Origin of the sequence: Bradyrhizobium sp. AZCC 1678, from assembly GCF_036924765.1 — a bacterium.
Lineage (GTDB): Bacteria > Pseudomonadota > Alphaproteobacteria > Rhizobiales > Xanthobacteraceae > Bradyrhizobium > Bradyrhizobium algeriense.
The window spans coordinates 6,185,161-6,205,831 of record NZ_JAZHSE010000001.1 but is presented as its reverse complement, the minus strand read 5'-3'; the positions used below and the strand labels follow the sequence as shown (position 1 = coordinate 6,205,831).

Below are 20,671 nucleotides of genomic sequence, written 5' to 3'. Positions count from 1 at the left end.
TTTGGCACACAACGATGTAATTCTCGTTAAACCAATCCTTCAAATGCGAAGGACTGAGTGTTTTCCGACTCCATCATCGAGGGGCTGAATCCTTGGCTACGTTCCTGATCGCCGACCCGCACTACTTCCATGCCGGCATCATCAAGCTCTGCCAGCGTCCGTTCGCCGACGTGCGCGAGATGAACAGCGTCTTGAAGATGTCCTGGAACAGCGTCGTGAAGAATGACGACGACGTCATGGTGCTCGGCGATTTCGCGCACCGCGCGGGCGACGCGAACGAATTGCGCGCGCTGTTCGACAGCCTGCAGGGGCGGAAGCACCTCGTCATCGGCAACCACGACGACGACCAGACCCTCAAGCTGCCGTGGGCCTCTCCGCCGCGCGACGTCGCATATCTGTCGATCGACAGCCAACGCGTAGTCCTGTGCCATTACGCGTGGCGCACGTGGCCTGGCATCCGGAAGGGGGCCCTCATGCTCTACGGCCACAATCACGGCCGTCTGCCGGGCAACCGGCAAAGCGCTGACATCGGCGTTGACGTGCTCGGCTTCGCGCCGGTGCGGCTCAATCAGATCAAGCAGTACCTCGCCGCGCTGCCGCCGCTAGTGGATCCCGAAGGCGACCCGGATCCGAACGGAGGAGTGACGCCGTGACGCTGCGCATCAACCTAGTTAGCGATTTGCATCTCGACATCGCCGGCAACGCGCTCGCGAGCATGCCGTCCGTCGACGCCGACGTGACTGTTGTTGCCGGCGACGCGGCCGCGCCGGGGACGGTCGCGCTGCGCCGCGTGCGCGATCTGTATTCGGACCGCAGCCGGCCTTTGATCTATGTGGCCGGCAACCACGACTATTACAGTGAGGGCAACCCCAAGATCCTGCGTCGTCACCCCGAAATGAAAACCACTTGGGAAGCCCAGCGCAGGCTGATGCCGGAGGTCGCGCGCGAACTGGACATCATCCTGCTGGACGACTCCGCTGTTGAGATCGAGGGCGTCTTGTTCATCGGCGCGACGATGTGGACCGACATGTCGGTGCGCCCGCCCTACATGTCGCACGCCGAAGCGGTGCGCGCCGCCGCTCGCGCGATGAACGACTACAGGTGCATCAAAACCGGCGCCGGCCGCTCGCGCGACAGGCTGACGCCGGGGCAGACCGTCGACGCCCACAAGGCGTCGGTCAGATTCATCGAGAGCGCGCTGGCGGACCGTCCCGCCGATCAGGACGCGGTCGTCGTCACGCACATGGCGCCGTCGCGCCGCTCGCTGCTCGGCTACGATCCCGCGCATCCGGAGCGCACCCGCGAAATGGATTGGTGCTATTCGACCGACGTCGAGCATCTGATGCACGGCGACGCGGCACCTTCACTTTGGCTGCACGGCCACATCCACGGCAACCGGGATTACGTCGTTGGCCAGGCGCGCGTCGTGTCGAATCCGAGGGGATATCCGGAGCTCGGCGGCCGCCGCGAGAATCCGGATTTCGATCCGACGTTGGTTGTCACGCTCGAGCCGAAGCTGTCGCTCGGAATCGGAATGAGGATGTGATGGCAGATCCCACCGACACCACCGACGTCGACGACGGCGCCGACAGCCTCTGGATGGTCTGCCGGCCAGGCGGAGAGCAGATCGTGCGCTGGCGCGATCTCACGGAAGCCGAGCAGCAGGACGCTATCCGGCATCACAACAAAATCTACGGAATCGAAACATGAGCCAACGCATCCATGCCGCTCCCAACCAGCACCCCGGCCGCGTCCTTGTCATGCAAGACGGCGTCGCGATCGCGATGGGGTCGCTGTCGAACCTCTTGGTCATCAGCCGCGCGCTGTCGACGGCGAACATCGACATCTACCTGCATCCCGACGACGCCTATGAGTTCAAAGCGTGGCAGATCGCAGAGAGCGAGAGAAAGAGGAGGCTGAATTGATGGACCGCCGCGAACTCATCGCCGGGGCTGCTGCAACCGCTGTCGTCGCTACGATGCCGGCGGTGGCTGTTGTCGCCGTCGACCTTGAAGCTGAGCGCATGAAGAGGCTGTTTCATCAGCTGCTCGATCTGCTGCGGTCCGAGGGCTACGCGATCGCAAGGCTGAACGACGGCGGTAAGATTCTGTTCTGGTTGGACAACCGACAGGACATCACTTCGATGTGTATGATGTCGCTGGATGAGGACGCCAGTCCCGACGTCGTCGAGGTGCTGGAACGGGCAGCGGCGACCGAGCCAACGGCGGTGCGGCTGTGAGCTACGTCGGCACAGGATGGCGAGCAGAGTCCATCGACTGATGCCCTCCTACTTCGCCCGCATCCCCCGCCGTCGCAAGGGAGTCGTCTGCTGGAAGCAGTCGCCGGCGCTCGCGCGCCTGATCGGGATGCCGGAAGGCAGTCCGGCGCTTAACGCCTTCCTTGAAGGTGCCAGCAATCTATCGCCGGAACATCTGAGCGCGCTCACGTCCATGATCTGGTCGAATGCCGCCTTCGATGCCGAGAACAATTGCCTGCGCGCCGCCAATGTCGCACCGCCGACGCCGATCACTGCGATACCGCCCGCGTTAGATCCCGACAACACACCGCCGTATCATTCCGAGCCGGCCGGTGGCTGGACCCGCGCGGGCGGCATCAAGGGTTTGCCGCCGTCGCCGCAAGCCAGACCGCAAACTCGGCCGGGCTGGGCGCGCTGATCAGGAGTAATGCCATTATCGCATGTGCAGTGCGCGCCGCGGCCACCTAACTTTCAGCGTTGGAGCTTGCCGCCTCCGAAGTGAAGAACGCCATGCAAAAAGAAAAGCCGCCCGAAGGCGGCTCTCTCATGCGTCGTGTAGTGGTTCGATTAGGCCGCAGCGAGCGCGAGACCATGATCCTTGCGCGATCGGCGATAGGCTAGATAGCCCACGCCAGCGAAGCCCAAGATCATCATGGCCCAGGTGGAGGACTCGGGGACGGCCGGAGATAGCTCTAGCAATAGTCGCTGATTTCCATTGGCGCTCGAGCCGCTGAATGTCTCATTCAAGACCTTCGTGGCGCTGATCGAAAATAGCCCATGACCGATTGCGTTGTTTAGGTCCGCGAGGGCGGCGCCGTTCAATTGGAAGCTGAGTATATCCGTCGGATTGATCGCGCCGCCAACCTGGCTAGTACCATACAGAGTGCCGTTGCCGAGGTCGTCCCAGATCGATTGCGTGGCCAACTCCACCGTGTTGTTTAGGAGGATTGGCGAGGTGCTCACGTCGAACAAAGAAATCTGCCCGCCGTCGTTTAAGCCGGTGCCGATGAACGCCTGAAGCTGTAGCGTTGCGCCGGTGATGGTATAGCCCTGCACCGCCGGGTTACCGAAATCGAATGTGAAGAAGCTTCGATAGCTGAAATTTACTCCCGGGCTAACTTCGAAGCTCGTGCCGGTCGTATAATTCGTGTTAGTCGCTATGTTGGAGGTGTCTTTGCTCCACCATCCCTGGCCGGATTTTCCGAGCTGAGCAACAGCAGATAGGTCGCCTGTACTCAAGACGAGGGTGATGCGTTCGCACCGAAACTAACGAGGAAGAGAAGTGACAACCAGTAATACTTGCGCACAGCGAGAATCCTCTCCATGAGTCAGCTATTTTGATCTTCCCGCTGAGGTTGAGTCAATCGAAGCTAGGCGAAAAATTAAAGTTGACTATTGCTGCGGGATTTCGCTACGCGAGGTGTTCGGAAGAGTAGAGCCGCAACATTGAACGGAGCCGATCGCGAGGAAAGCCAGCGGAGAGCCAAGGCGATCGGCCGCATCGCATACCGGGTAGCTCACTCTGCCAATCTGGTGGGAGTCCTGGAGATCGAGGGAGAAGAAAAACATCTCCGCGAGTTTCGACATGGCCCTCTCTTCATTGACCTTTCGAGCCGTTTCGACTGCCCTTAGTCGCTGAGTTTTCTCGGCTCCGCACTTCCTACAGCAACAAGAAAGTTCTCGAAATCTCCTGGGACGGCACGGGCGCATTCAACGTTGTTCTATTCGAGGAAGCGGTCGTGTGGATCGGTTCGCTCGCGCTGGCGCATCGAATCTTTTCTGTTGCCCCGTCGGGCAAATCAGTGGTTTAAGGCCAAACTACCGCTAGGCCCTTGCGACTTCCTTCCCAGGCCCCAAGAGCGGTTCATTCCCATGCCCTAAACCTGTACAGCGGCGCGCAATTTGACTGCGTGGCCGAAGGAGATGTCATGTCTGACCAGTCTTCGGAGCTTGTCGAGATATCCAAGCTCAACGGCGATTTCAGAAAAAATTACGGCAAGCTAATCGGCGCCTACCTCTATCTGCGATCCGTCAGCGCCGTGCGTGGCCGGCCGTGGTTTTGGGCCGGATTGGTTTCCTTCGCTTGCTCTTTGCTGCTGGCATGGCTGGCGCGACACGGTTGGGCGCTATCAATCCCATTTTGATCTCTCGGATCAGTTCGTCCAAGCTATCGACGCGCGCCGCCTTTTGACGAATCAAAGCCGCATCCGAAAGCCTTACGTATGCCCCGCTTCCCCCCGAAGCCGGTAAAACCACATAATCCTGAACGGCTTTGTTGGCTTCGTTCAATCGGAGCACAACCAAGAGCCCGGAGGTTATCTTGCTACAGTGGGCCCTCCACTGCGGGGCATGATTTGCGCCTCTCTTTGCCAGATGTCGCGCCGCCAGAAAGGTGACTTTAAGTTTTCCATTGATCGTCAGTCCGACGCGGCTCTGCTCGACGACCGGCTGAAGTTTTTGCTCGACGCTCAACGCCTCGGCCATTTGCGTGGCGTGCTTCGCCAAAACGTCGGACCAAAAAAGTCGGGTGTCTATCCAGTCGCAGTCGCGCGATGGTACATACCCGAGCAGCGCGTAGACCTTTCGCAACGTTCCAAAATGCTTGGTATATGACGAGACGGAGGGAAGCCCGGCCGTGTTGTTGATGATGCTGGAGTTCAGCTTTCCCTTTCGATGGAGTGTCGCCCGCAGCCTCAGCAGCATCTGATCTTCCGCAATCTCGACGCGCCGCTCGGCCATTATTTTCTGGGCGCGCGCAAAGAGGCCCGGATCGACGATCGGATCGATAACCGCCAGGCCTCGAATCCAATTGTGATGAGGATTGTTCGCCAGCTTCTGTCCAAGGCGCCGGCTGGTGCGGTTATAAACGACGTTGCCGATGTAGTTTTCATTCTTGAGAATGGTGTGGATCATCCCGTCGGTCCAGGATCGTCCTTGATTGGTGACCCTCGTCTGATTGAGTTCCCGAGCGATTTGGCTGTCCGACTGTCGGCCGATGACGAACTGATGGAATATCCACCTGACGATCGCGGCTTCATCGTCAGATCCAGCCTGCAGCCGCACGCGGTCCGTTTGCAGCGACTTGCGCTCTCCCTTTGCAAGTCCGCATTTTGAACGCGCGTTCGCATCGACCAATTCCCTGCGGAGCCCGAAGGTGAGGGGGCCGCCAACACGATACCCGAGGCCCGCTATTCGGCTTTGACCGGTGTGCACCTTGACCGAAAGCTCCCGGCTGTACTCAGCCGCCATCACGCGCTTGATGTTCTTGACGATGCTCGACAGAAGGCTTCCGTCGTTGTCAAATTGCTCAGCGCAATAGGCAACCTTGACGCCATTTTGCTTGCAGACGAATTCGTAGTGCGCGCTTTCGTCAACATCCTGGAAGCGCCCCCATCGGCTGACGTCGTAAACCAGGATGTGATCGAAGTCCGCGTGTCCGGATTGAACATCCTCGATCAGTTCGATTAGGCCCGGTCGCCCCTTGATCCTCAAGCCGCTGCGGCCTTCGTCGACGTAATTTCGAACGATAGTAAGGTTTCGTTGATGAGCATATACCGCGATGGCAGCGGCTTGGTTCTGGATCGAGTATCGCTGATAATCCGTAGACATGCGCACATACTGCGCCGCGCGAAGTGCCCGCTGGGCTTTTTCCAGTTGCGTATTGCGGCGGATGACGAGCGCATTGACCATGGATCAACTGGCTCCGGCACCATTTCATGATACCAAGTCGTTGATATCTATGCAATTCCTAGTTGATTTTGTCCTAAAGCTGCGATTGGATACTGTGTGGGGAGCACTTTTTGATGCGTGTTTTTTCGATTTTGGTTCTGGCCGCGACTTCTGGCCGGATGCATGGAGACGACTAATCAGTCCTTCAATGGTCCATCGGGTACGCCCGTCGAGACCGCGAAATGCAATCAATCTTCCACCGCCTGCTTGCAGAAGGCAACCCAAACCTGCGGCGGTCCCTATTTGGTTTTGGATAGCGAAAGCCACGCAGGCGGCTTGTTGACAGACACGACAGGCCCCGGACCGTTCGTTTGGTATTCGATGACCTATGCAGCGATAAGACAATGGCAGGCGGGTCGTCTAATTCGGCCAATTACTCCAGATCGTTGCCGCTAGGCGATCACCGTCATTGCCATCAGCGTCCGCCGGCCAACGACGTCCCGACCTGCAAGGAGGAAGGGCTCGACGTGACCGGCGGCCCGCCTGTGCGCGGTGGTGGCGGCATGCCCGGAAAACGCTGCTGCTGATGATGCTCGGCCTCGTGCTCGGCATTTTTGTCGGCGTACTGCCCGGCCTCGGCGGCCCGAACGGCGTGGCCATCCTGTTGCCGCTGACATTCACGATGGATCCGACGTCGGCGATCGTGATGCTGTCCTGCATCTATTGGGGCGCGCTGTTCGGCGGCGCCATTACCTCGCTCCTGTTCAAACTCCCCGGCGAGGCCTGGTCGGTCGCGACCACCTTCGACGGCTATCCGATGGCGCAGCAGGGCAGGGCGGCGGAAGCGCTGACCGCGGCCTTCACCTCGTCGTTCATCGGCTCGCTGGTCGCGGTGATGCTGATCACGGTCCTGGCGCCGATGATTTCCTCCTTCGCGCTGAAATTCGGGCCGCCTGAATTCTTCGCGGTGTATCTGCTCACCTTCTGCTCTTTCGTCGGCCTCGGCCGCGAAGCCAAGCACAAGACTGTGATTTCGATGTCGCTCGGCCTCTTGCTCGCCGGCATCGGCATGGACACCGTGTCCGGCCAGTTGCGCATGACCTTTGGTTCGGCGGAGCTGTTGCGCGGCGTCAACTTCCTGGTCGCCGTCATCGGCCTGTTCGGCATCAGCGAAATCCTGCTCACCATGGAGGAGCGCCTGGCGCTGCGCGGTCACGCCGCCGGCATCTCCCTGCGCGTGGTGCTGTCGGTCTGGAATGATTTGCCGAAATACTGGGTGACGCTGTTCCGCTCCTCCTTCATCGGCTGCTGGCTCGGCATCACCCCGGGTGGTGCGATTGCCGCCTCCTTCATGAGCTACAACCTCGCCAAGCGCTTTTCCAAGGACCAGGACAGCTTTGGCAATGGCCGCATCGAAGGCGTGTTCGCGCCGGAAACCGCGGCCCATGCTTCGGGCACCGCGGCGCTGCTGCCGATGCTCGCGCTCGGCATTCCCGGCTCCGGCACCGCGGCGATCCTGCTCGGTGGGTTGATGGTGTGGGGCCTCAATCCGGGTCCGTTGCTGTTCGTCGAGCACAAGGATTTCGTCTGGGGCCTGATTGCGTCGATGTATCTCGGCAATGTCGTCGGTCTCGTGCTGGTGCTGACCACGGTGCCGATCTTCGCCTCGATCCTGCGCGTGCCGTTCGCAGCGGTCGCGCCCATGATCGTGGTGTCCTGTGCGATCGGCGCCTACGCGATCCAGAACGCGATGTTCGACATCTGGTTGATGCTGGGGTTTGGCGTCGTCGGTTACGTGTTCAAAAAAATCGGCATTCCGCTGGCGCCGTTCACGCTGGCGCTGGTGCTCGGCAACCGCGCCGAGGATGCGTTCCGCCTGTCGATGATCGGCTCCGGCGGCGACATGAAGGTGTTCTGGTCGAACGGTCTCGTTGGTTCGATCACGACACTGGCGATCGTGCTGCTGTTCTGGCCCGTCATCGATTGGGCGTTCGGCAGCGTCACGCGCATGTTGCGGCCGGCGAAGGCGTAGCCGCGGACGTTTGACGCGAAACAAATCGTCATCACACGCCTTGTACGCAATTGCGCACAAGGCGGGTGATGACGACTGAATATGGCTTCGCGTTCTCGCGGCGCATTCCGCCCGAGGTTTGCATCTTCGTTGTCCCACCCTCGAAAACAAGGGCGCAGGGAAGACCGGGTGCACGCTGCACCCGCGGTCTCGCGTGCAATTGCGCACAGAGAACGCGCACACGAGCATACAGGTTCAGCGGAAACACTCCGGCCTTCCCTGCGCAGTGGCTTTACGGCTTATAGCGAGCCCTCCCCGCTGAGCGGCTCTCTTGCCACCGTCGCCCGTGAGAGGCGTGCCTCTCGCGAACTTAACGCTAGCACCGCGGCGTCAGGACCACACGACTTCGCCGTACGCTTTAGCCTGTCTCGTCAGTCATGGCTTTCGCGTCCACCGCATCTCACCGCGCGTTCGTTACGATCGCGAGCGCCCCTCATCTGCCTTGGGATGGGCGGGGTTATGCCGATGATTTGCTCTGGAAGTTAAGCGGAATATTTTTGCGGGAAGAGCTGGACAGGTTTTGGCTGATTTGCCCGTCGTGCCAATTGGTCGCAGCCGTGCATCGAAATTACGCTTGCCGGCAAGGCAAATCAGTCCACAGGGCGTAGGGCGGGCAGAGCGACAGCGTGCCCACCATCTTGCGTGTAGGTGCCTGGCAACGTCTCTCGCACGTTGATGCGTTCCCCGCCTGGCTTGCCGACGTAAAGATGGCTCTCCAATACGGATTGCATGTTCTCAAACATCGAATAGAGATCGTCGCAATAGACCGACGGGTTGTCGTAACCATTTTCCTTGGAGAAACGATGCGGAAGATAGCCGCCGCCGCAGGCGTTCATGAACTTGCATTGTCGGCACTTCTCGCAAAGATGAATTGAAGCGTCGCGCGCGGCTTTCCAGCGAGGCTCACTCCTGACGTCGTCGATGGCATGATCGAAGATGTCGAACTTGGTCTGTGTGAATCCGTCGCCTGCGATCCGCAACACATCGTGAGCCTCGACCGTGCCGTCGGTCATGATGGTACAAAGTTCGATGGGCTTATGGCCTACGCCCTCGGTAGGTGAATTGTTGCCGAGCAGGGCAGTGATCATGTCGGAAATGATCCGGATACTTGTTGTCGGAGCGCTGCGATTGGCCGTCAGCCACAAGTCGAACAGACCATTGTAGAATGAGGCAATGGATGCTGGCTTCTCATCTGCCGTCGCATCGGGGATCATGATGTCATAGTTTGAAATCCCGCACGCAGCGAAAAACTCCACATAGTCCGCCGGTGGGTAGGCGGGATTGCAGACGGCCAAAGCAATTACGCCAATGTCGCGTGACACCAGCATGCGGGCGGCGCGTTCCACTACAGCGTGGGTGCCCGTATCTTGAAACGTGCGACGGTGAATGTCGTGAATATGTGCCGGTCCATCAAGGCTGATCGCAACTGAGATGTTGCGCGTCTCGAAGCAGTCCAGCCATTCGCGATCGATCAGCACACCGTTAGTTGTGACCGCGATAGGTATTTCGCAGCCCATCCGTGATGAAATGTTCTCACAAGCCTCAGCAAAACGATGGAAATTCTCAACGCCCCACAGCAAGGGCTCGCCGCCGTGCAGAATGATGGGAAACTCGGCAAGGGAGTATTTGGCGACGTGTTGTTCGATGCGCTGCAGTAATTGATGCAGCACGTAGGTGCCCATCAGCTTCGGCTTGTTGTAGACGGCCGCGTCGCGGAACCAATAGCAGTAGGAGCAATCGATGGTACATCTCGTTGCCACCTTAACCAGCAACTGCGTGATCGGCTGGTGTTGAAAGGTGGCAGGATCCAAATCGTCAGCCGACATATCGGCACCAGATGGGCTGGATGAAACGATTATCAGTCTTCGACTGGTCTAGTATCCTCGGACAAATCCCCCTCTGCGGAACGCGCCCGCACCCGGAGCATATCCGGCCCTGCGAAAGGCGCCGGCACGCGCCCCTTTGGCAAATGCCCCTCGTCTGAAGGCAACCTCGGTTGCCACGGGATCGCCACCCTGGCCGCGCAGGTCACTCAGCAGTGCGTCGATGCCTTGATGATCGCTCTGAATTGTCGCGCCTGGCCCATGCAGTTGCAGGACGCTCGCCAAAACCTTCAGCGTCGTTATCCCCATGATCATGCTCCTCTTTTCGCGACGCAGCCGAGGGATCGAACGAAAGGCCGGTGTTCACCGGTTGAGCAGGGGAGGAAGTATGCCTCCGGTATTGTAGCCGAAATGTGGTGGGGCCGGGGCAACTGCTTCTGGCCCCAAAGGCGACATGGAAATCCCACACCGGCAATTTCCAGATCGTTGTCGTAGAACGGAATGCGAACCGTCGATCAGCGAGCAGGAGTGGAAGATGGAACGGTATCCCAAATAAGAGGGCCGCAATGGTGGCCGCTGGCACTCCTATATCGCCCCGCGCTGCTGCAAAGCGTATGCTGCCAATCACCAGCGTTGCGACTAGGTTGAGCGTGAACAATGGAAAAGCTAACTGCCAAAGCCGCTCGGACAGCATCGGCCGCTTGAGTGCGTAGCCATACAAGCCGATAAGCTGAGCAACGGTCAGCCCCAGGATGACGTAGTCCGCTACAGGGTAGATCGGGTGCGACCCGTCGATGAGGGTAATGCCGACGCTGCCCACGACGAGAAGGCTCATCAGCCCAAAGTAAAGTTTCCAAAGCACCCGGCGTCATCTTTCTTGCGAAGCTTGCAATCCTGCTTCCACTACACTTCAGCGCCGACACGTTTCGCAATCGCATCGAGCCGATCCAAGACGCGAGCCGATACGCAATAAAACACGTAGTACAGAAAGACGAGATTGATCAGAGGGATCAGGCATAGAATCGCCCACAACGCTCTACTTTTGCCCAGTCTCGGGGCGAGCGCCGCAGCGCAGATCGCGAGCGGAATGCTCATGATAAAAAAGGGGAGAAGGGATATCAACATGCTGTTGCTGTCGTTCATCGCTAGTCTTTTTGTCCTGCGTTACGTGGAAGTTCGCGCTTCCGCTAAGGTGTAATACAGGTGGTTTGTTTCAGCAACCTTAGGGCGATTCTAAAGCTAGGCGAGCAATCTTCGAACTGTCCGCTTCTGGCCACAAAGCGAACTGCCTTCGTCGTCTGCGCTTCAGCCCGGCAGGAGTCGTTTCGGCAGGCTGAATGCCAGCCGGTAGAGCGGCAGGTCGTCGATCGCGCCGTGATCCTCGGCAGGAAGCGTCTTGCGCAAGTGATGGAGAGCGTCGCGCACCGCGGCTTCGTCCAGTCCCTCGATCAGCAGCAGGGCTGCGAAGGAGCCGTCGTTGGCCCGCATGCCCTTCTCGCGGGTCTTGATCGAGGTTTACGCGATATCGGTGAGCAGGACCCGCACGGCGATGATGCGGTCGAGGCCGGCCAACTCCGCGACAACCCCAGCGGCGTCCCAGGGCGGCGCGGTATCGAGGCGCAGGGGAGCGACGATGCCACCCTGGCCGGTGCCGGCTGAGGCAGCGATGCGGCCGCCGCCGCGGGCGAAATTGCCGAGCCGGGGCATGATGCGCTGCGACCACGGCGTCGGCGCATTCAGCCGCGCCAGATAGTCCGGACCGCCGACGGCGCGCTCGTCCTCGAGTTCATAGAGGATGAAGTAGCGGTTCACCGAGACGCCCAGCGCGCGGAAGATGCGGCACGCCAGGAAGCCGTTGACGCCGACGCGCTCGGCGGCATGTTCGCGCGTGATCCAGTGCGCCCAGTCGGTTTCGTCCTGCGGCGCGAGATCGCTCCAGATGGCGAGATAACCAGCTCCCTGCATGTCAGGCTCCATCCGTCATCTCGGGCCGACGCGCACGGCCGGCGGCAGCGACCCCGGCAATTGGCCGGCAGCCTGCAGTGCGGCCTGCATGGCGACGATGTAGCCGTAGGGCCCGAGGCCCGCGATCACGCCTCTCACGGCGGCGGAAAGCTTGGAGTGCCGATGCAGCTCATCGCGGGCGTGGATATTGGAGATGTGCACCTCATAGATCGGGCCTTCAAAAATCTTCATGGCGTCGAACATCGCAATCGAGGTGAAGGAATAGGCGGCCGGATTGATGATGAGGGCGTCCGCCGAGGTGCGTGCGGACTGGATCAGGTCGACCAGCTCGCCCTCGTGGTTCGACTGGTGAAACGCCAGTTGCGTGCTGGTGAAGGTGGCAAACTCCTCGCAGGAGGCCTTGATGGCGTCGAGCGTGGTCGAGCCGTAAATGTGCGGCTCGCGAATGCCGAGCATGTTCAGGTTCGGGCCATTGAGGATCATGATGCGCATGGAAAGCCTTTCACGGGATAATGAAAGGGCAGTGTAGCCGATCGCGGCAACATGTCAGCCGTGAAGCATCTGCTCAACGCGGCGATCGATCAACAATCGTCATTGCGAGGAGCGGAAGCGACGAAGCAATCCATGGTGCCGCAAGCGGATAGATGGATTGCTTCGCTTCGCTCGCAATGACGGCGGATTGGGCCTACACCACCTTGCGCTGGCGCAGCTCGGCGATCTCGTCCTTGCCGAAGCCGAATTCGGCCAGCACCTCTTCGGTCTGCTCGCCGAACTCCGGCGGGCGTGCCGCCATGGTGCTTGGTGTGCGCGACAACGTCACCGGCTGACCGACGAGCTGGATGTGGCGGTTCTCGTCGTTCGGCACGTGCTGGGCGATGCCGAGGTGCTTGACCTGGGCGTCGTCGAACATCTGGTCGATCGAATAGATCGGGCCGCAGGGGACGCCGGCCTCGTTCAATTCCCTGACCCAGGTTTCCGTCGATTTCTTCTCGGTGAGCCGGCCGATCATCTCGTTCAGCGCGTCGCGGTTCTTCGAGCGCGCGGGCGCGGTGGCGTAATCGGGGTTGGTGACCAGTTCGGGCGCGCCGATCGCCTGCGCGCAGCGTTCCCAGATCCTCCCGCCCGTGGTGGCGATGTTGATGTAGCCGTCGGAGGTCTTGAATACGCCGGTCGGGATCGAGGTCGGATGATTGTTGCCGGCCTGCTTGGCGACGTCCTTTTCCATCAGCCAGCGCGAGGCCTGGAAATCCAGCATAAAGATCTGCGCCTGCAACAGCGAGGTCTGCACCCACTGGCCCTCGCCGGAGACGTCGCGCTCCAAAAGCGCGGTGAGGATGCCAAGCGCACAGAACAGCCCGGCGGTGAGGTCGGCGACGGGGATGCCGACCCGCATCGGACCCTCCCCGGGCGCACCGGTGATCGACATCAGCCCGCCCATGCCCTGCGCGATCTGATCGAAGCCCGGCCGCTTGTGGTAGGGGCCGTCCTGGCCGAAGCCGGAGATGCTGCCATAGACGATGCGCGGGTTGATCTGGCGCAGGCTCTCATAGTCGATGCCGAGTTTGGCTTTCACGTCGGGACGAAAATTTTCGACCACGACGTCGGCCTGCTCCGCGAGGCGCTTGAAGACTTCGAGGCCCTTGGGGTCCTTCAGGTTCAGCGTCATGGCCCGCTTGTTGCGGTGCAAATTCTGGAAATCCGAGCCCTGGCGCGGGCCGCCCGGCTGCTCGCCGCCGCTGTCTTCCAGCAGCGCGTCGATCTTGATGACGTTGGCGCCCCAATCCGCCAGCTGCCGCACGCAGGTGGGGCCGGAGCGAACGCGGGTCAGATCGAGCACGGTGAAGCGGGAAAGGGCCTGCGAAGCGCGGGGGAAAGGCATTGAGAAACCTTTGTTTTTTGGATTTCGCGTGGGAACGAGCAGACCAGTCTGGCTTAACCAATCTGGCGCTGATTTCCAACTCCTTGTTCGACGCCCGGCGAGCGGCCGGCCATGCGGGCGGGGCGGGGCGCCATTTTTGGATCGGAAGCTCGCCTGTGCGAGACGGCCGAAATCCGGCCCCGCAAAACTACGGGTTACGGGAGGATTCTGCTTTTCGCTATAATTCACCGTCAAGCAGGCGCGCGACAAGTCCGGCTGGTAAACAAGCGTTAATGAGGCGATTCTAGCCTCCCGTGTGCTTTGCGATTCTCCGCAACCGAACGACCTGCTGACGGGCCTGATCGATGAAGAAGAACGGTCTGTATTCCGATGAGATCTGGGCTTTCGCGTCGTTCGATGCTGGTGAGGGCGCGGGCATGCCTGTGCATGAAGGGGCGAGGGATACGTTCTTTGTCGACGACGATTCCGACCCGTACCCGCTCGCCGAAAATGCCGGAAGCTCGAGCAGCGCCGTCAGTGCTGCAAAGCCGGTGGCATCGATCGCGACGCTCGCCGACTACCTCATCAACGGCTTTTGGCAATCCCGCACCCCCACCGAAATCGCCCATCATTGGGTGTCCCACACCATCACCTACAACATCACCGGGCTGAATTCGGCGGAGCAGTTCCTGGCGCAGTCGGCGCTGCAGGCATGGTCCGAGGTTGCCAACATCACCTTCGTCCAGACCTCCGGCTCCGCGAACATCACCTTCACCCACAACGGCACGATGCAAGCCTATGCCGGCGCGCCCTACTACGGCTCCGGCGCGATCGCATACGCATATGTCAACATCAGCACCGACTGGGTCACCACCGACGGCGGCGCGAACGACGGCAAGACCGGCATCGATAGCTACGCCTACCAGACCTACATCCATGAAATCGGACATGCGCTCGGCCTCGGCCACCAGGGGCCGTACGATGGCAGCGCGTCGTATTCGACCAACGCGCTCTACGCCAACGACACCTGGCAATATTCGGTCATGTCGTATTTCCCGGAGTACAATTATTCCGGGAGCTCATACCGCTACGTCGTGACGCCGCAGATGGCGGACATCTACGCCGTGGCTTCGATGTACGGCGCGGCGACCTCGACGCGAACCGGCGACACCGTCTATGGCTTCAACAGCAATGCCGGCGCCGTCTTCAATTTCGGCAACTACACCTCGGCGCCGGCGCTGACGATCTATGACAGCGGCGGCACCGACACGCTCGATTGCTCCGGCTATTCGGGGGCGCAGACCATCGACCTGCACGCGGGCGCCTTTTGCTCGATCGGCAGCCTCGTCAACAATATCGGGATCGCACTCAGCGCGGTCATCGAGAAAGCCATTGGCGGCAGCGGCAACGACAAGCTAATCGCAAGCGACACAGGCTGTACGCTGTCGGGCGGCGGCGGCGCCGATACGCTGGATGGTGGCGCCGGGAACGACACCATCGTGGGCGGGTCCGGTACTGACGTTGCGGTCTTCTCAGGTGCCCAAAGCAACTACGTAATTGCTTTTAACTCGGCGACACAGACGTTCACGGTCGTCGACCAACGTTCCTCCGGTCAACTCGATGGCGCAGATACCCTTACCGGCGTGGAGAACTTTCAGTTTTCAGACGGAACGTTTGCGAGCACGACATTCCTGGGCCCTCCAACGGTTATTGAAGCATTGGGGGCAACCAGTCTGGTCCAGATTTCCTCTTATTACTTTCTTCAGAGCAACAGCAGCGGAGCCGGCCCTCAGCTGTATTGTTACGGAGCACCGGTCGTCGTGGGCCAGTTTGGCGCCTGGACGCCGATCGGGACAGAGCAGACGGGCAGCGGCTATCAGGTTGTCTTGAAAAACGGGACATCTGACAGCTACATCATCTGGAGCGTCGACAGCAACGGCAACTACATCACCAACACCGCGCCTGCGTCGGGGACGAGCTCTACCATTGAGACGCTTGAGGTGAGCTTCCAACAGGATCTCAACGGCGACGGCACGATCGGCGTTCCCATCGCGTCCGGAACAGCCATCGAGTCCTTCGGATCGACCAAGCTGGTTCAGGTCGGCAGCAACTATTATCTCGCCAGCGTCAGCAGCAATTCCGGCCCCGAGCTGTATTGTTACGGAGCGCCGGTAGTTGTGGGCCAGTTTGGCGCCTGGACGCCGATCGGGACAGAGCAGACGGGCAGCGGCTATCAGGTTGTCTTGAAAAACGGGACATCTGACAGCTACATCATCTGGAGCGTCGACAGCAACGGCAACTACATCACCAACACCGCGCCTGCGTCGGGGACGAGCTCTACCATTGAGACGCTTGAGGTGAGCTTCCAACAGGATCTCAACGGCGACGGCACGATCGGTGTTCCCATCGCGTCCGGAACAGCCATCGAGTCCTTCGGATCGACCAAGCTGGTTCAGGTCGGCAGCAACTATTATCTCGCCAGCGTCAGCAGCAATTCCGGCCCCGAGCTGTATTGTTACGGAGCGCCGGTAGTCGTGGGCCAGTTTGGCGCCTGGACGCCGATCGGGACAGAGCAGACGGGCAGCGGCTATCAGGTTGTCTTGAAAAACGGGACATCTGACAGCTACATCATCTGGAGCGTCGACAGCAACGGCAACTACATCACCAACACCGCGCCTGCGTCGGGGACGAGCTCTACCATTGAGACGCTTGAGGTGAGCTTCCAACAGGATCTCAACGGCGACGGCACGATTGGCGTTCCCGTTGCGTCAGGTACAGCCATCGAATCCTTCGGATCGACCAAGCTGGTTCAGGTCGGAAATAACTATTATCTTGAGGCCATCAGCAATGGCTCCGGCCCCGAGCTGAAATGTTACGGTTCGCCGGTTGTGGCGGGTCAGTTTGGCGCCTGGACCCCAATCGGAACAGAGCAGACGACCACCGGTTATCAGGTCGTGTTGAAGTACGGGACGGCCGACAGCTACATTGTCTGGAGCGTCGACAGCGGCGGCAATTACATCACCAATACCGCGCCTGCATCGGGGGCGAGCTCAACCATCAAGACGCTTGAGGCGAGCTTCCAACAGGATCTCAACGGCGACGGTGTGATTAGTGTGGGAGCTTCTGTCGCACCCAGTGCAGCTTCATCCCTCGAAGCCTCATCCCTCGATATGTCGCAAGTGGCCCCGGCTACGCCCGGCTCTCGTGACGCGTTCCTGTTCCGGACAGATTTCGGTGAGCAGGGCGGAGGAACTGATTCAGTCTGGTTGGCTGAATTTTCAGCGCCGGCCAGCGATGCGAACCTCGGGGCGCTTCTCAGGGTTGCGCAGGCAGATTCGTTGTTCCATGCGGCGAATGGCGGTCAGGATGCGATAATCAACATCTACAACCATGACGACGCAAAGCTTCAGCTGACCGAGCTGCACGCTGGCTTTTTCTTCCTGCATTAGCCAAACCAGCTCAGAACACACCGGCACTTGTTTAGCCTGACGTTCCACTCAGCGCTTCTCGTTCCGCCGCGTATGTTGACCGCCCGGTCCCGTGCCCTGTGTTTAGGGCAAACAGGTTGCCCAGCAAAGAGAGGGCGAGCCTGAGCAGTAGTATTCGGTCATCTCGATAATTGTAACCCGATGCTTGCTGGAGATGTGCCGAGTGCATGCAATTGGACGCTGGGCCCAGTGGTGAGAGCAAAGGAACGTACGATCGGGTAGAGCGATGGCTGCATCGCCTCTGAGAGCCCGTACAGAAAATTTGAGCACTTGAAACGAGAGGCCTCTCATGTTGTTAATGACTAGATCAGGCTTGAGATGAGCTACCATCAATGATTAACGGCGCCTTCTTCAGTGCGACAATTCAGACGTCCGAATTTGCAGAGCGCCACGTTATCCAATCGCGATTCATCAGATGAACAACAGAGGCAAGGTCAAGGTCGATGCAGCAACGTCGAACATGATGGATGCTTTGCGCGGCGTGAGCGCAATGATCGTTGCGTGCGTCCACGGATTCCAGGTGTTCGTCTTGCCCTATTATGGGGTCGGTTCTCCGAGCCATATCCTGACGAGTCTATTGGCCACTCACGCAGTGACCATGTTTTTCATCGTCAGCGGGTTCATGATATACGTTAGCACTCTTCGTCATAGAAATGCGGATGGGTCATTTCAATGGGCAAGATTTGCCGAAGCGCGAATACTCAGGATTTATCCGCCGCTGATTGCGGCAATTGTCATCACCATCCTGGTTTACCTGACAATCCAACTTCTGGGCCTGCACGGTCGGGAGAGCTTTCGGCTTGGGGGAGAATTATTCGTTGCCCGAGAACGCGCGACACTCGAATGGTCGGCGCTTCCCAGCACATTCTTTCTGCTCTATGGAGCGGTCCCGGGGGCTCCGCCGCCCATTAATATGGACGGGCCGCTCTGGACCTTGAGCTACGAATGGTGGTTCTACATTCTCATATTCTTGTCAGCGCGACTCTGGAACGGCTGGTCATTTTCTACCTTGCTCCCGCTAGCCGCCGTTGGCGTCATGCTGCTATATGGTCGCAACACTCTGTTTCTTTGGTTTTTCCTGATCTGGCTCAGCGGCTTCTGGCTCGGGCACATTTACGTCAAGGGCCAACTATTCACCGACAAGTTTTGGCCAAGGGCAGCGGCATTAGCCGTTAGCGCCTTAATCATGATGTTCGTCATGGGGCGCGGGCACTTGGTCAGCGATCTGCTTAATCCTTTCGATACACCTTCTGCGCAGAGGATGATGGTGATTGTGGGCGCCTTTCTTACGCTCGTGGTGTCGATCCTGATACGCTGGGCGACTTTTTCGGGTGTGCGGATATCCAAGGCAATCAGCGGATCGGCACGATTTTCCTATACACTTTATGTCATCCACTATCCGCTACTTCTGCTGAGTTTCAGCTTGCTGCACCCTTTGCTTCACAATCGGGACTGGATGATATCCGTGATCACAGTGTCGGCTGTCCTCGCGCCGATTACATATATCGCTTCAAAGGTTGCCCTTCTCGTAGAGAACAGGAGACTGCTGAGCCATTTCGTGCCTCGTGCACATCGCTTGCAGGAAAAGGCTTGATGCTATCCCGAAGCCGTGGCGCGCCTTCCACGTCCGCACAGATGAACATGTATTCGGATCAGCAGCTGGGATCTCTGCAAAGCCCGCCAAGCTTTAAGGGACGAAAATCGGAGCAGGCGCATCCAGCCGAAGAGAGCTGGTTTGATCGTCTGTATCATTAAGCAAATATATTTCAATGACTTACATGGGCTGTATTGCGGCCTCTTAGCCGCTACTGTAGATAGGCTAGGGTGGGGCAAGTCAAACACTTAGCGACCTCCGGCTCGGTGCTTCGGTCAAGCCGGCAAGTGCCGCTTCTAAATCATTCGCGGCGCGGCTTGTTCCCTGGTCGTTGGGTAGGTGGGCTAACTCCTGATCGACCGATCCATGTCGCGCCGGCCTGAAGCAGATATGGCATTGAAAAGAAGTCCGACCGATTTGCTGGGTAATTCTGCCTGGAACGCGATCGCCTTTATCGTGGCTGTGGGACTCAATCTCGTTGTCCTGCCGTTCGTGGTCTTCCGCCTCGGCGTGGCTGTGTTCGGCGTCGCAGGTCTGGTCACGGCGTGTGTTGCACCCGCGCTGGCGTTCAGCAACGCGCTGGCGCTGTCGACGACGCGAGAACTCGCCCAACGATTAGGGCCATCCGAGTGTGACGATGCGCGACGCCTGTTCGCCACGGCAGCGATGCTCGCATTGGCGGCGGGCGGCCTGATTGCGATTCTTTTCGGTTTGGCCGGGGCGCCGCTTGCGCGCCTCGGATTTCATTTGAGCGGGCCGTCCGCCGATGATCTCGGGCTTGCGTTTGTGCTGGCCAGTGCCGGATGGCTGTGCCAGTGCCTGTCCGCCATCTTCCTGGCCTTGTTCACGGCGCGCCAGGACTATCGAAGGGTTGCTTCGATCAGCATCATCAGCACCGTGGTCGCGACAGGCTCGATGCTGTTTCTCATTCCGCGCTGGCCGCAGGCCTCGACGTTTCTCGGCTGTCAGGCGCTGGGCTTTGCAACGAGCCTGCTGCTCGCCTTCGGGTGGTCCCGACGTGTCGTAGGCGATTGGCTGGCGCGGCCGTCGATCGATCGCGGGGCGCTCGGTGATCTGGTCAAGCTGGGCAGCTGGCAATTGGCCGCACAGAGCGGCGCACTCATTGCCGCGCAGGCGGATCGTTATCTGCTTGGAGCTTTGCTGCAGCCGCAATTCGTCGGCTTCTTTACGATTGCGCAGCGGCTGGAGGAGGCAGTGTATATCGGCGTCCTGAAGGTCGGCGAAATTCTCTTCCCGTTCTTCAGCACTCTGCAAAAGGAGGCTGACGATCGCAGGGCCGATCTACTGTTCCGCTCTTCCTGGATACTCAACGTGCTCGCCGCGAGTGCGCTTGGCGGCCTGATCCCGGTCGCCGGCCCGTTGCTTCATCTGTGGACCGGCGCCGAAGTGGCCGCCGAATCTCAGCGTGTGCTGGTGATATTGTCGATCGCCGGCATACTCGGATCGAGCTCGAACGTTTTTGCATTCTATCTTCTCGCGCAAGGGCGATCGAGCTCGAATGCGCTGATCTCCCTCCTCACGGGCGTGTTCACGCTGACGACCAGCGCGATCGCCTTGCCTTATTTCGGATGGCAGGCGGCGGGATGGAGCGCCTGCATCGGCATGCTCGCCCAAATGGTCACCGTCGTGATCCTGCTGCGCCGGCATTTCAGCCTCACCGGCATGTGGTTGCGTCTGATCCACTTCGTGCTGATGCCGATCGGGATCGGTATCGCAACCGCACTGGCGTTGCGATATGGCTTCCGCAGCGCGCAACTCGACCAGGCGCTTGGCTGGTGGTACGTGGGGGGCCTCTATGTGCTGGTGGCCGGTATCATCTTCGTCGTCGCGGTCGTGGCTTCGCAGGCTGGCCCCTACGGCGCGGCCTGCTGGCGGGATGTCCGCGTCATCGCCGGTCGCTTCCTGCCCATCAAGGCGATCTGACG

The 20,671-nt window shown here is 59.7% G+C and carries 20 protein-coding genes; 10 read left to right on the top strand and 10 right to left on the bottom strand.

The features are described 5' to 3' along the window. The first annotated feature begins 92 nt into the window (after positions 1 to 92). Genes V1294_RS29835 through V1294_RS29810 form a run of 6 tightly spaced genes read left to right on the top strand, consistent with a single transcriptional unit; the run spans position 93 to position 2,675 of the window. Positions 93 to 653 carry a metallophosphoesterase gene (locus V1294_RS29835; protein WP_334502197.1) on the top strand — a complete coding sequence of 187 codons (561 nt, stop codon included), beginning with the start codon at positions 93 to 95 and terminating at the stop codon, positions 651 to 653. After that, entirely contained in the window at positions 650 to 1,546 is an 897-nt protein-coding gene (locus tag V1294_RS29830) for a metallophosphoesterase (RefSeq protein ID WP_334502196.1), read from the top strand. The genes V1294_RS29835 and V1294_RS29830 overlap by 4 nt, the downstream gene beginning before the upstream one ends. Then, positions 1,546 to 1,710, top strand: coding sequence for a hypothetical protein (locus V1294_RS29825; protein ID WP_334502195.1), 165 nt, complete (start codon positions 1,546 to 1,548; stop codon positions 1,708 to 1,710). Before V1294_RS29830 ends, V1294_RS29825 begins: the two co-directional genes overlap by 1 nt. Next, the gene (locus V1294_RS29820; protein ID WP_334502194.1) at positions 1,707 to 1,925 is read left to right on the top strand and encodes a hypothetical protein; all 219 of its coding nucleotides are present in this window, start codon (positions 1,707 to 1,709) and stop codon (positions 1,923 to 1,925) included. The genes V1294_RS29825 and V1294_RS29820 overlap by 4 nt, the downstream gene beginning before the upstream one ends. Next, positions 1,925 to 2,239: a hypothetical protein gene (locus V1294_RS29815; protein WP_334502193.1), complete on the top strand. Its 315-nt coding sequence runs from the start codon at positions 1,925 to 1,927 to the stop codon at positions 2,237 to 2,239. The genes V1294_RS29820 and V1294_RS29815 overlap by 1 nt, the downstream gene beginning before the upstream one ends. Before the next feature lie 40 nt (positions 2,240 to 2,279). Further along, entirely contained in the window at positions 2,280 to 2,675 is a 396-nt protein-coding gene (locus V1294_RS29810) for a hypothetical protein (RefSeq protein ID WP_334502191.1), read from the top strand. Positions 2,676 to 2,824: 149 nt separating this feature from the next. Here V1294_RS29810 and V1294_RS29805 read toward each other — a convergent pair whose 3' ends face one another. From V1294_RS29805 to V1294_RS29795, 3 genes are all read right to left on the bottom strand, one after another. After that, a complete protein-coding gene (locus tag V1294_RS29805; protein ID WP_334502188.1) occupies positions 2,825 to 3,496 on the bottom strand; it encodes a PEP-CTERM sorting domain-containing protein in 672 nt (223 codons plus the stop codon). 153 nt (positions 3,497 to 3,649) lie between these two features. Continuing rightward, positions 3,650 to 3,844 carry a hypothetical protein gene (locus V1294_RS29800; RefSeq protein ID WP_334502185.1) on the bottom strand — a complete coding sequence of 65 codons (195 nt, stop codon included), beginning with the start codon at positions 3,842 to 3,844 and terminating at the stop codon, positions 3,650 to 3,652. A gap of 444 nt (positions 3,845 to 4,288) precedes the next feature. Continuing rightward, positions 4,289 to 5,947 carry a recombinase family protein gene (locus V1294_RS29795; RefSeq protein ID WP_334502184.1) on the bottom strand — a complete coding sequence of 553 codons (1,659 nt, stop codon included), beginning with the start codon at positions 5,945 to 5,947 and terminating at the stop codon, positions 4,289 to 4,291. Positions 5,948 to 6,512: 565 nt separating this feature from the next. On the opposite strand from V1294_RS29795, the gene V1294_RS29790 reads away from it, so the two are divergent. Then, positions 6,513 to 7,958, top strand: a complete 1,446-nt coding sequence (locus V1294_RS29790) for a tripartite tricarboxylate transporter permease (protein WP_334502183.1) — start codon at positions 6,513 to 6,515, stop codon at positions 7,956 to 7,958. A 629-nt stretch (positions 7,959 to 8,587) separates the two neighbouring features. Here the strand turns inward: V1294_RS29790 and V1294_RS29785 are convergent. The 7 genes from V1294_RS29785 to V1294_RS29755 form a co-directional block, all read right to left on the bottom strand. Further along, positions 8,588 to 9,823 carry a radical SAM protein gene (locus V1294_RS29785; protein WP_334502181.1) on the bottom strand — a complete coding sequence of 412 codons (1,236 nt, stop codon included), beginning with the start codon at positions 9,821 to 9,823 and terminating at the stop codon, positions 8,588 to 8,590. 202 nt (positions 9,824 to 10,025) lie between these two features. Further along, positions 10,026 to 10,655: a hypothetical protein gene (locus V1294_RS29780; RefSeq protein WP_334502179.1), complete on the bottom strand. Its 630-nt coding sequence runs from the start codon at positions 10,653 to 10,655 to the stop codon at positions 10,026 to 10,028. Between the two features lie 68 nt (positions 10,656 to 10,723). Further along, positions 10,724 to 10,963 carry a hypothetical protein gene (locus V1294_RS29775; RefSeq protein ID WP_334502177.1) on the bottom strand — a complete coding sequence of 80 codons (240 nt, stop codon included), beginning with the start codon at positions 10,961 to 10,963 and terminating at the stop codon, positions 10,724 to 10,726. 162 nt (positions 10,964 to 11,125) lie between these two features. Further along, positions 11,126 to 11,308 (bottom strand): hypothetical protein, encoded by a 183-nt coding sequence (locus tag V1294_RS29770; RefSeq protein WP_334502176.1) that lies wholly within the window; start codon positions 11,306 to 11,308, stop codon positions 11,126 to 11,128. 27 nt (positions 11,309 to 11,335) lie between these two features. After that, positions 11,336 to 11,785 (bottom strand): hypothetical protein, encoded by a 450-nt coding sequence (locus V1294_RS29765; RefSeq protein WP_334502174.1) that lies wholly within the window; start codon positions 11,783 to 11,785, stop codon positions 11,336 to 11,338. A gap of 15 nt (positions 11,786 to 11,800) precedes the next feature. Then, a complete protein-coding gene (locus V1294_RS29760; RefSeq protein WP_334502171.1) occupies positions 11,801 to 12,277 on the bottom strand; it encodes a type II 3-dehydroquinate dehydratase in 477 nt (158 codons plus the stop codon). A gap of 193 nt (positions 12,278 to 12,470) precedes the next feature. Continuing rightward, positions 12,471 to 13,664, bottom strand: coding sequence for a CaiB/BaiF CoA transferase family protein (locus V1294_RS29755; RefSeq protein WP_334502169.1), 1,194 nt, complete (start codon positions 13,662 to 13,664; stop codon positions 12,471 to 12,473). Positions 13,665 to 14,008: 344 nt separating this feature from the next. Here V1294_RS29755 and V1294_RS29750 point away from each other — a divergent pair, with 344 nt between their 5' ends. The 3 genes from V1294_RS29750 (at position 14,009) to V1294_RS29740 (ending at position 20,669) form a co-directional block, all read left to right on the top strand. Further along, complete coding sequence (locus tag V1294_RS29750; RefSeq protein WP_334502167.1) at positions 14,009 to 17,092, top strand: M10 family metallopeptidase C-terminal domain-containing protein; 3,084 nt, start codon at positions 14,009 to 14,011, stop codon at positions 17,090 to 17,092. A gap of 454 nt (positions 17,093 to 17,546) precedes the next feature. Then, complete coding sequence (locus V1294_RS29745; RefSeq protein ID WP_334502165.1) at positions 17,547 to 18,725, top strand: acyltransferase family protein; 1,179 nt, start codon at positions 17,547 to 17,549, stop codon at positions 18,723 to 18,725. 390 nt (positions 18,726 to 19,115) lie between these two features. Further along, entirely contained in the window at positions 19,116 to 20,669 is a 1,554-nt protein-coding gene (locus tag V1294_RS29740; protein ID WP_334502163.1) for an oligosaccharide flippase family protein, read from the top strand. The last annotated feature ends 2 nt before the right edge of the window (positions 20,670 to 20,671 follow it).

What these genes read in the sequence shown, in the direction of transcription:
- V1294_RS29740 (WP_334502163.1), top strand. Translation starts at nt 19,116, where the DNA reads ATGGCATTGAAAAGAAGTCCGACCGATTTGCTGGGTAATTCTGCCTGG.
- V1294_RS29745 (WP_334502165.1), top strand. Translation starts at nt 17,547, where the DNA reads ATGAACAACAGAGGCAAGGTCAAGGTCGATGCAGCAACGTCGAACATG.
- V1294_RS29800 (WP_334502185.1), bottom strand. Translation starts at nt 3,844, where the DNA reads ATGTCGAAACTCGCGGAGATGTTTTTCTTCTCCCTCGATCTCCAGGAC.
- V1294_RS29795 (WP_334502184.1), bottom strand. Translation starts at nt 5,947, where the DNA reads ATGGTCAATGCGCTCGTCATCCGCCGCAATACGCAACTGGAAAAAGCC.
- V1294_RS29750 (WP_334502167.1), top strand. Translation starts at nt 14,009, where the DNA reads ATGAAGAAGAACGGTCTGTATTCCGATGAGATCTGGGCTTTCGCGTCG.
- V1294_RS29755 (WP_334502169.1), bottom strand. Translation starts at nt 13,664, where the DNA reads ATGCCTTTCCCCCGCGCTTCGCAGGCCCTTTCCCGCTTCACCGTGCTC.
- V1294_RS29770 (WP_334502176.1), bottom strand. Translation starts at nt 11,308, where the DNA reads ATGCGGGCCAACGACGGCTCCTTCGCAGCCCTGCTGCTGATCGAGGGA.
- V1294_RS29820 (WP_334502194.1), top strand. Translation starts at nt 1,707, where the DNA reads ATGAGCCAACGCATCCATGCCGCTCCCAACCAGCACCCCGGCCGCGTC.
- V1294_RS29825 (WP_334502195.1), top strand. Translation starts at nt 1,546, where the DNA reads ATGGCAGATCCCACCGACACCACCGACGTCGACGACGGCGCCGACAGC.
- V1294_RS29810 (WP_334502191.1), top strand. Translation starts at nt 2,280, where the DNA reads ATGCCCTCCTACTTCGCCCGCATCCCCCGCCGTCGCAAGGGAGTCGTC.
- V1294_RS29775 (WP_334502177.1), bottom strand. Translation starts at nt 10,963, where the DNA reads ATGAACGACAGCAACAGCATGTTGATATCCCTTCTCCCCTTTTTTATC.
- V1294_RS29785 (WP_334502181.1), bottom strand. Translation starts at nt 9,823, where the DNA reads ATGTCGGCTGACGATTTGGATCCTGCCACCTTTCAACACCAGCCGATC.
- V1294_RS29760 (WP_334502171.1), bottom strand. Translation starts at nt 12,277, where the DNA reads ATGCGCATCATGATCCTCAATGGCCCGAACCTGAACATGCTCGGCATT.
- V1294_RS29780 (WP_334502179.1), bottom strand. Translation starts at nt 10,655, where the DNA reads ATGAGCCTTCTCGTCGTGGGCAGCGTCGGCATTACCCTCATCGACGGG.
- V1294_RS29815 (WP_334502193.1), top strand. Translation starts at nt 1,925, where the DNA reads ATGGACCGCCGCGAACTCATCGCCGGGGCTGCTGCAACCGCTGTCGTC.
- V1294_RS29765 (WP_334502174.1), bottom strand. Translation starts at nt 11,785, where the DNA reads ATGCAGGGAGCTGGTTATCTCGCCATCTGGAGCGATCTCGCGCCGCAG.
- V1294_RS29790 (WP_334502183.1), top strand. Translation starts at nt 6,513, where the DNA reads ATGATGCTCGGCCTCGTGCTCGGCATTTTTGTCGGCGTACTGCCCGGC.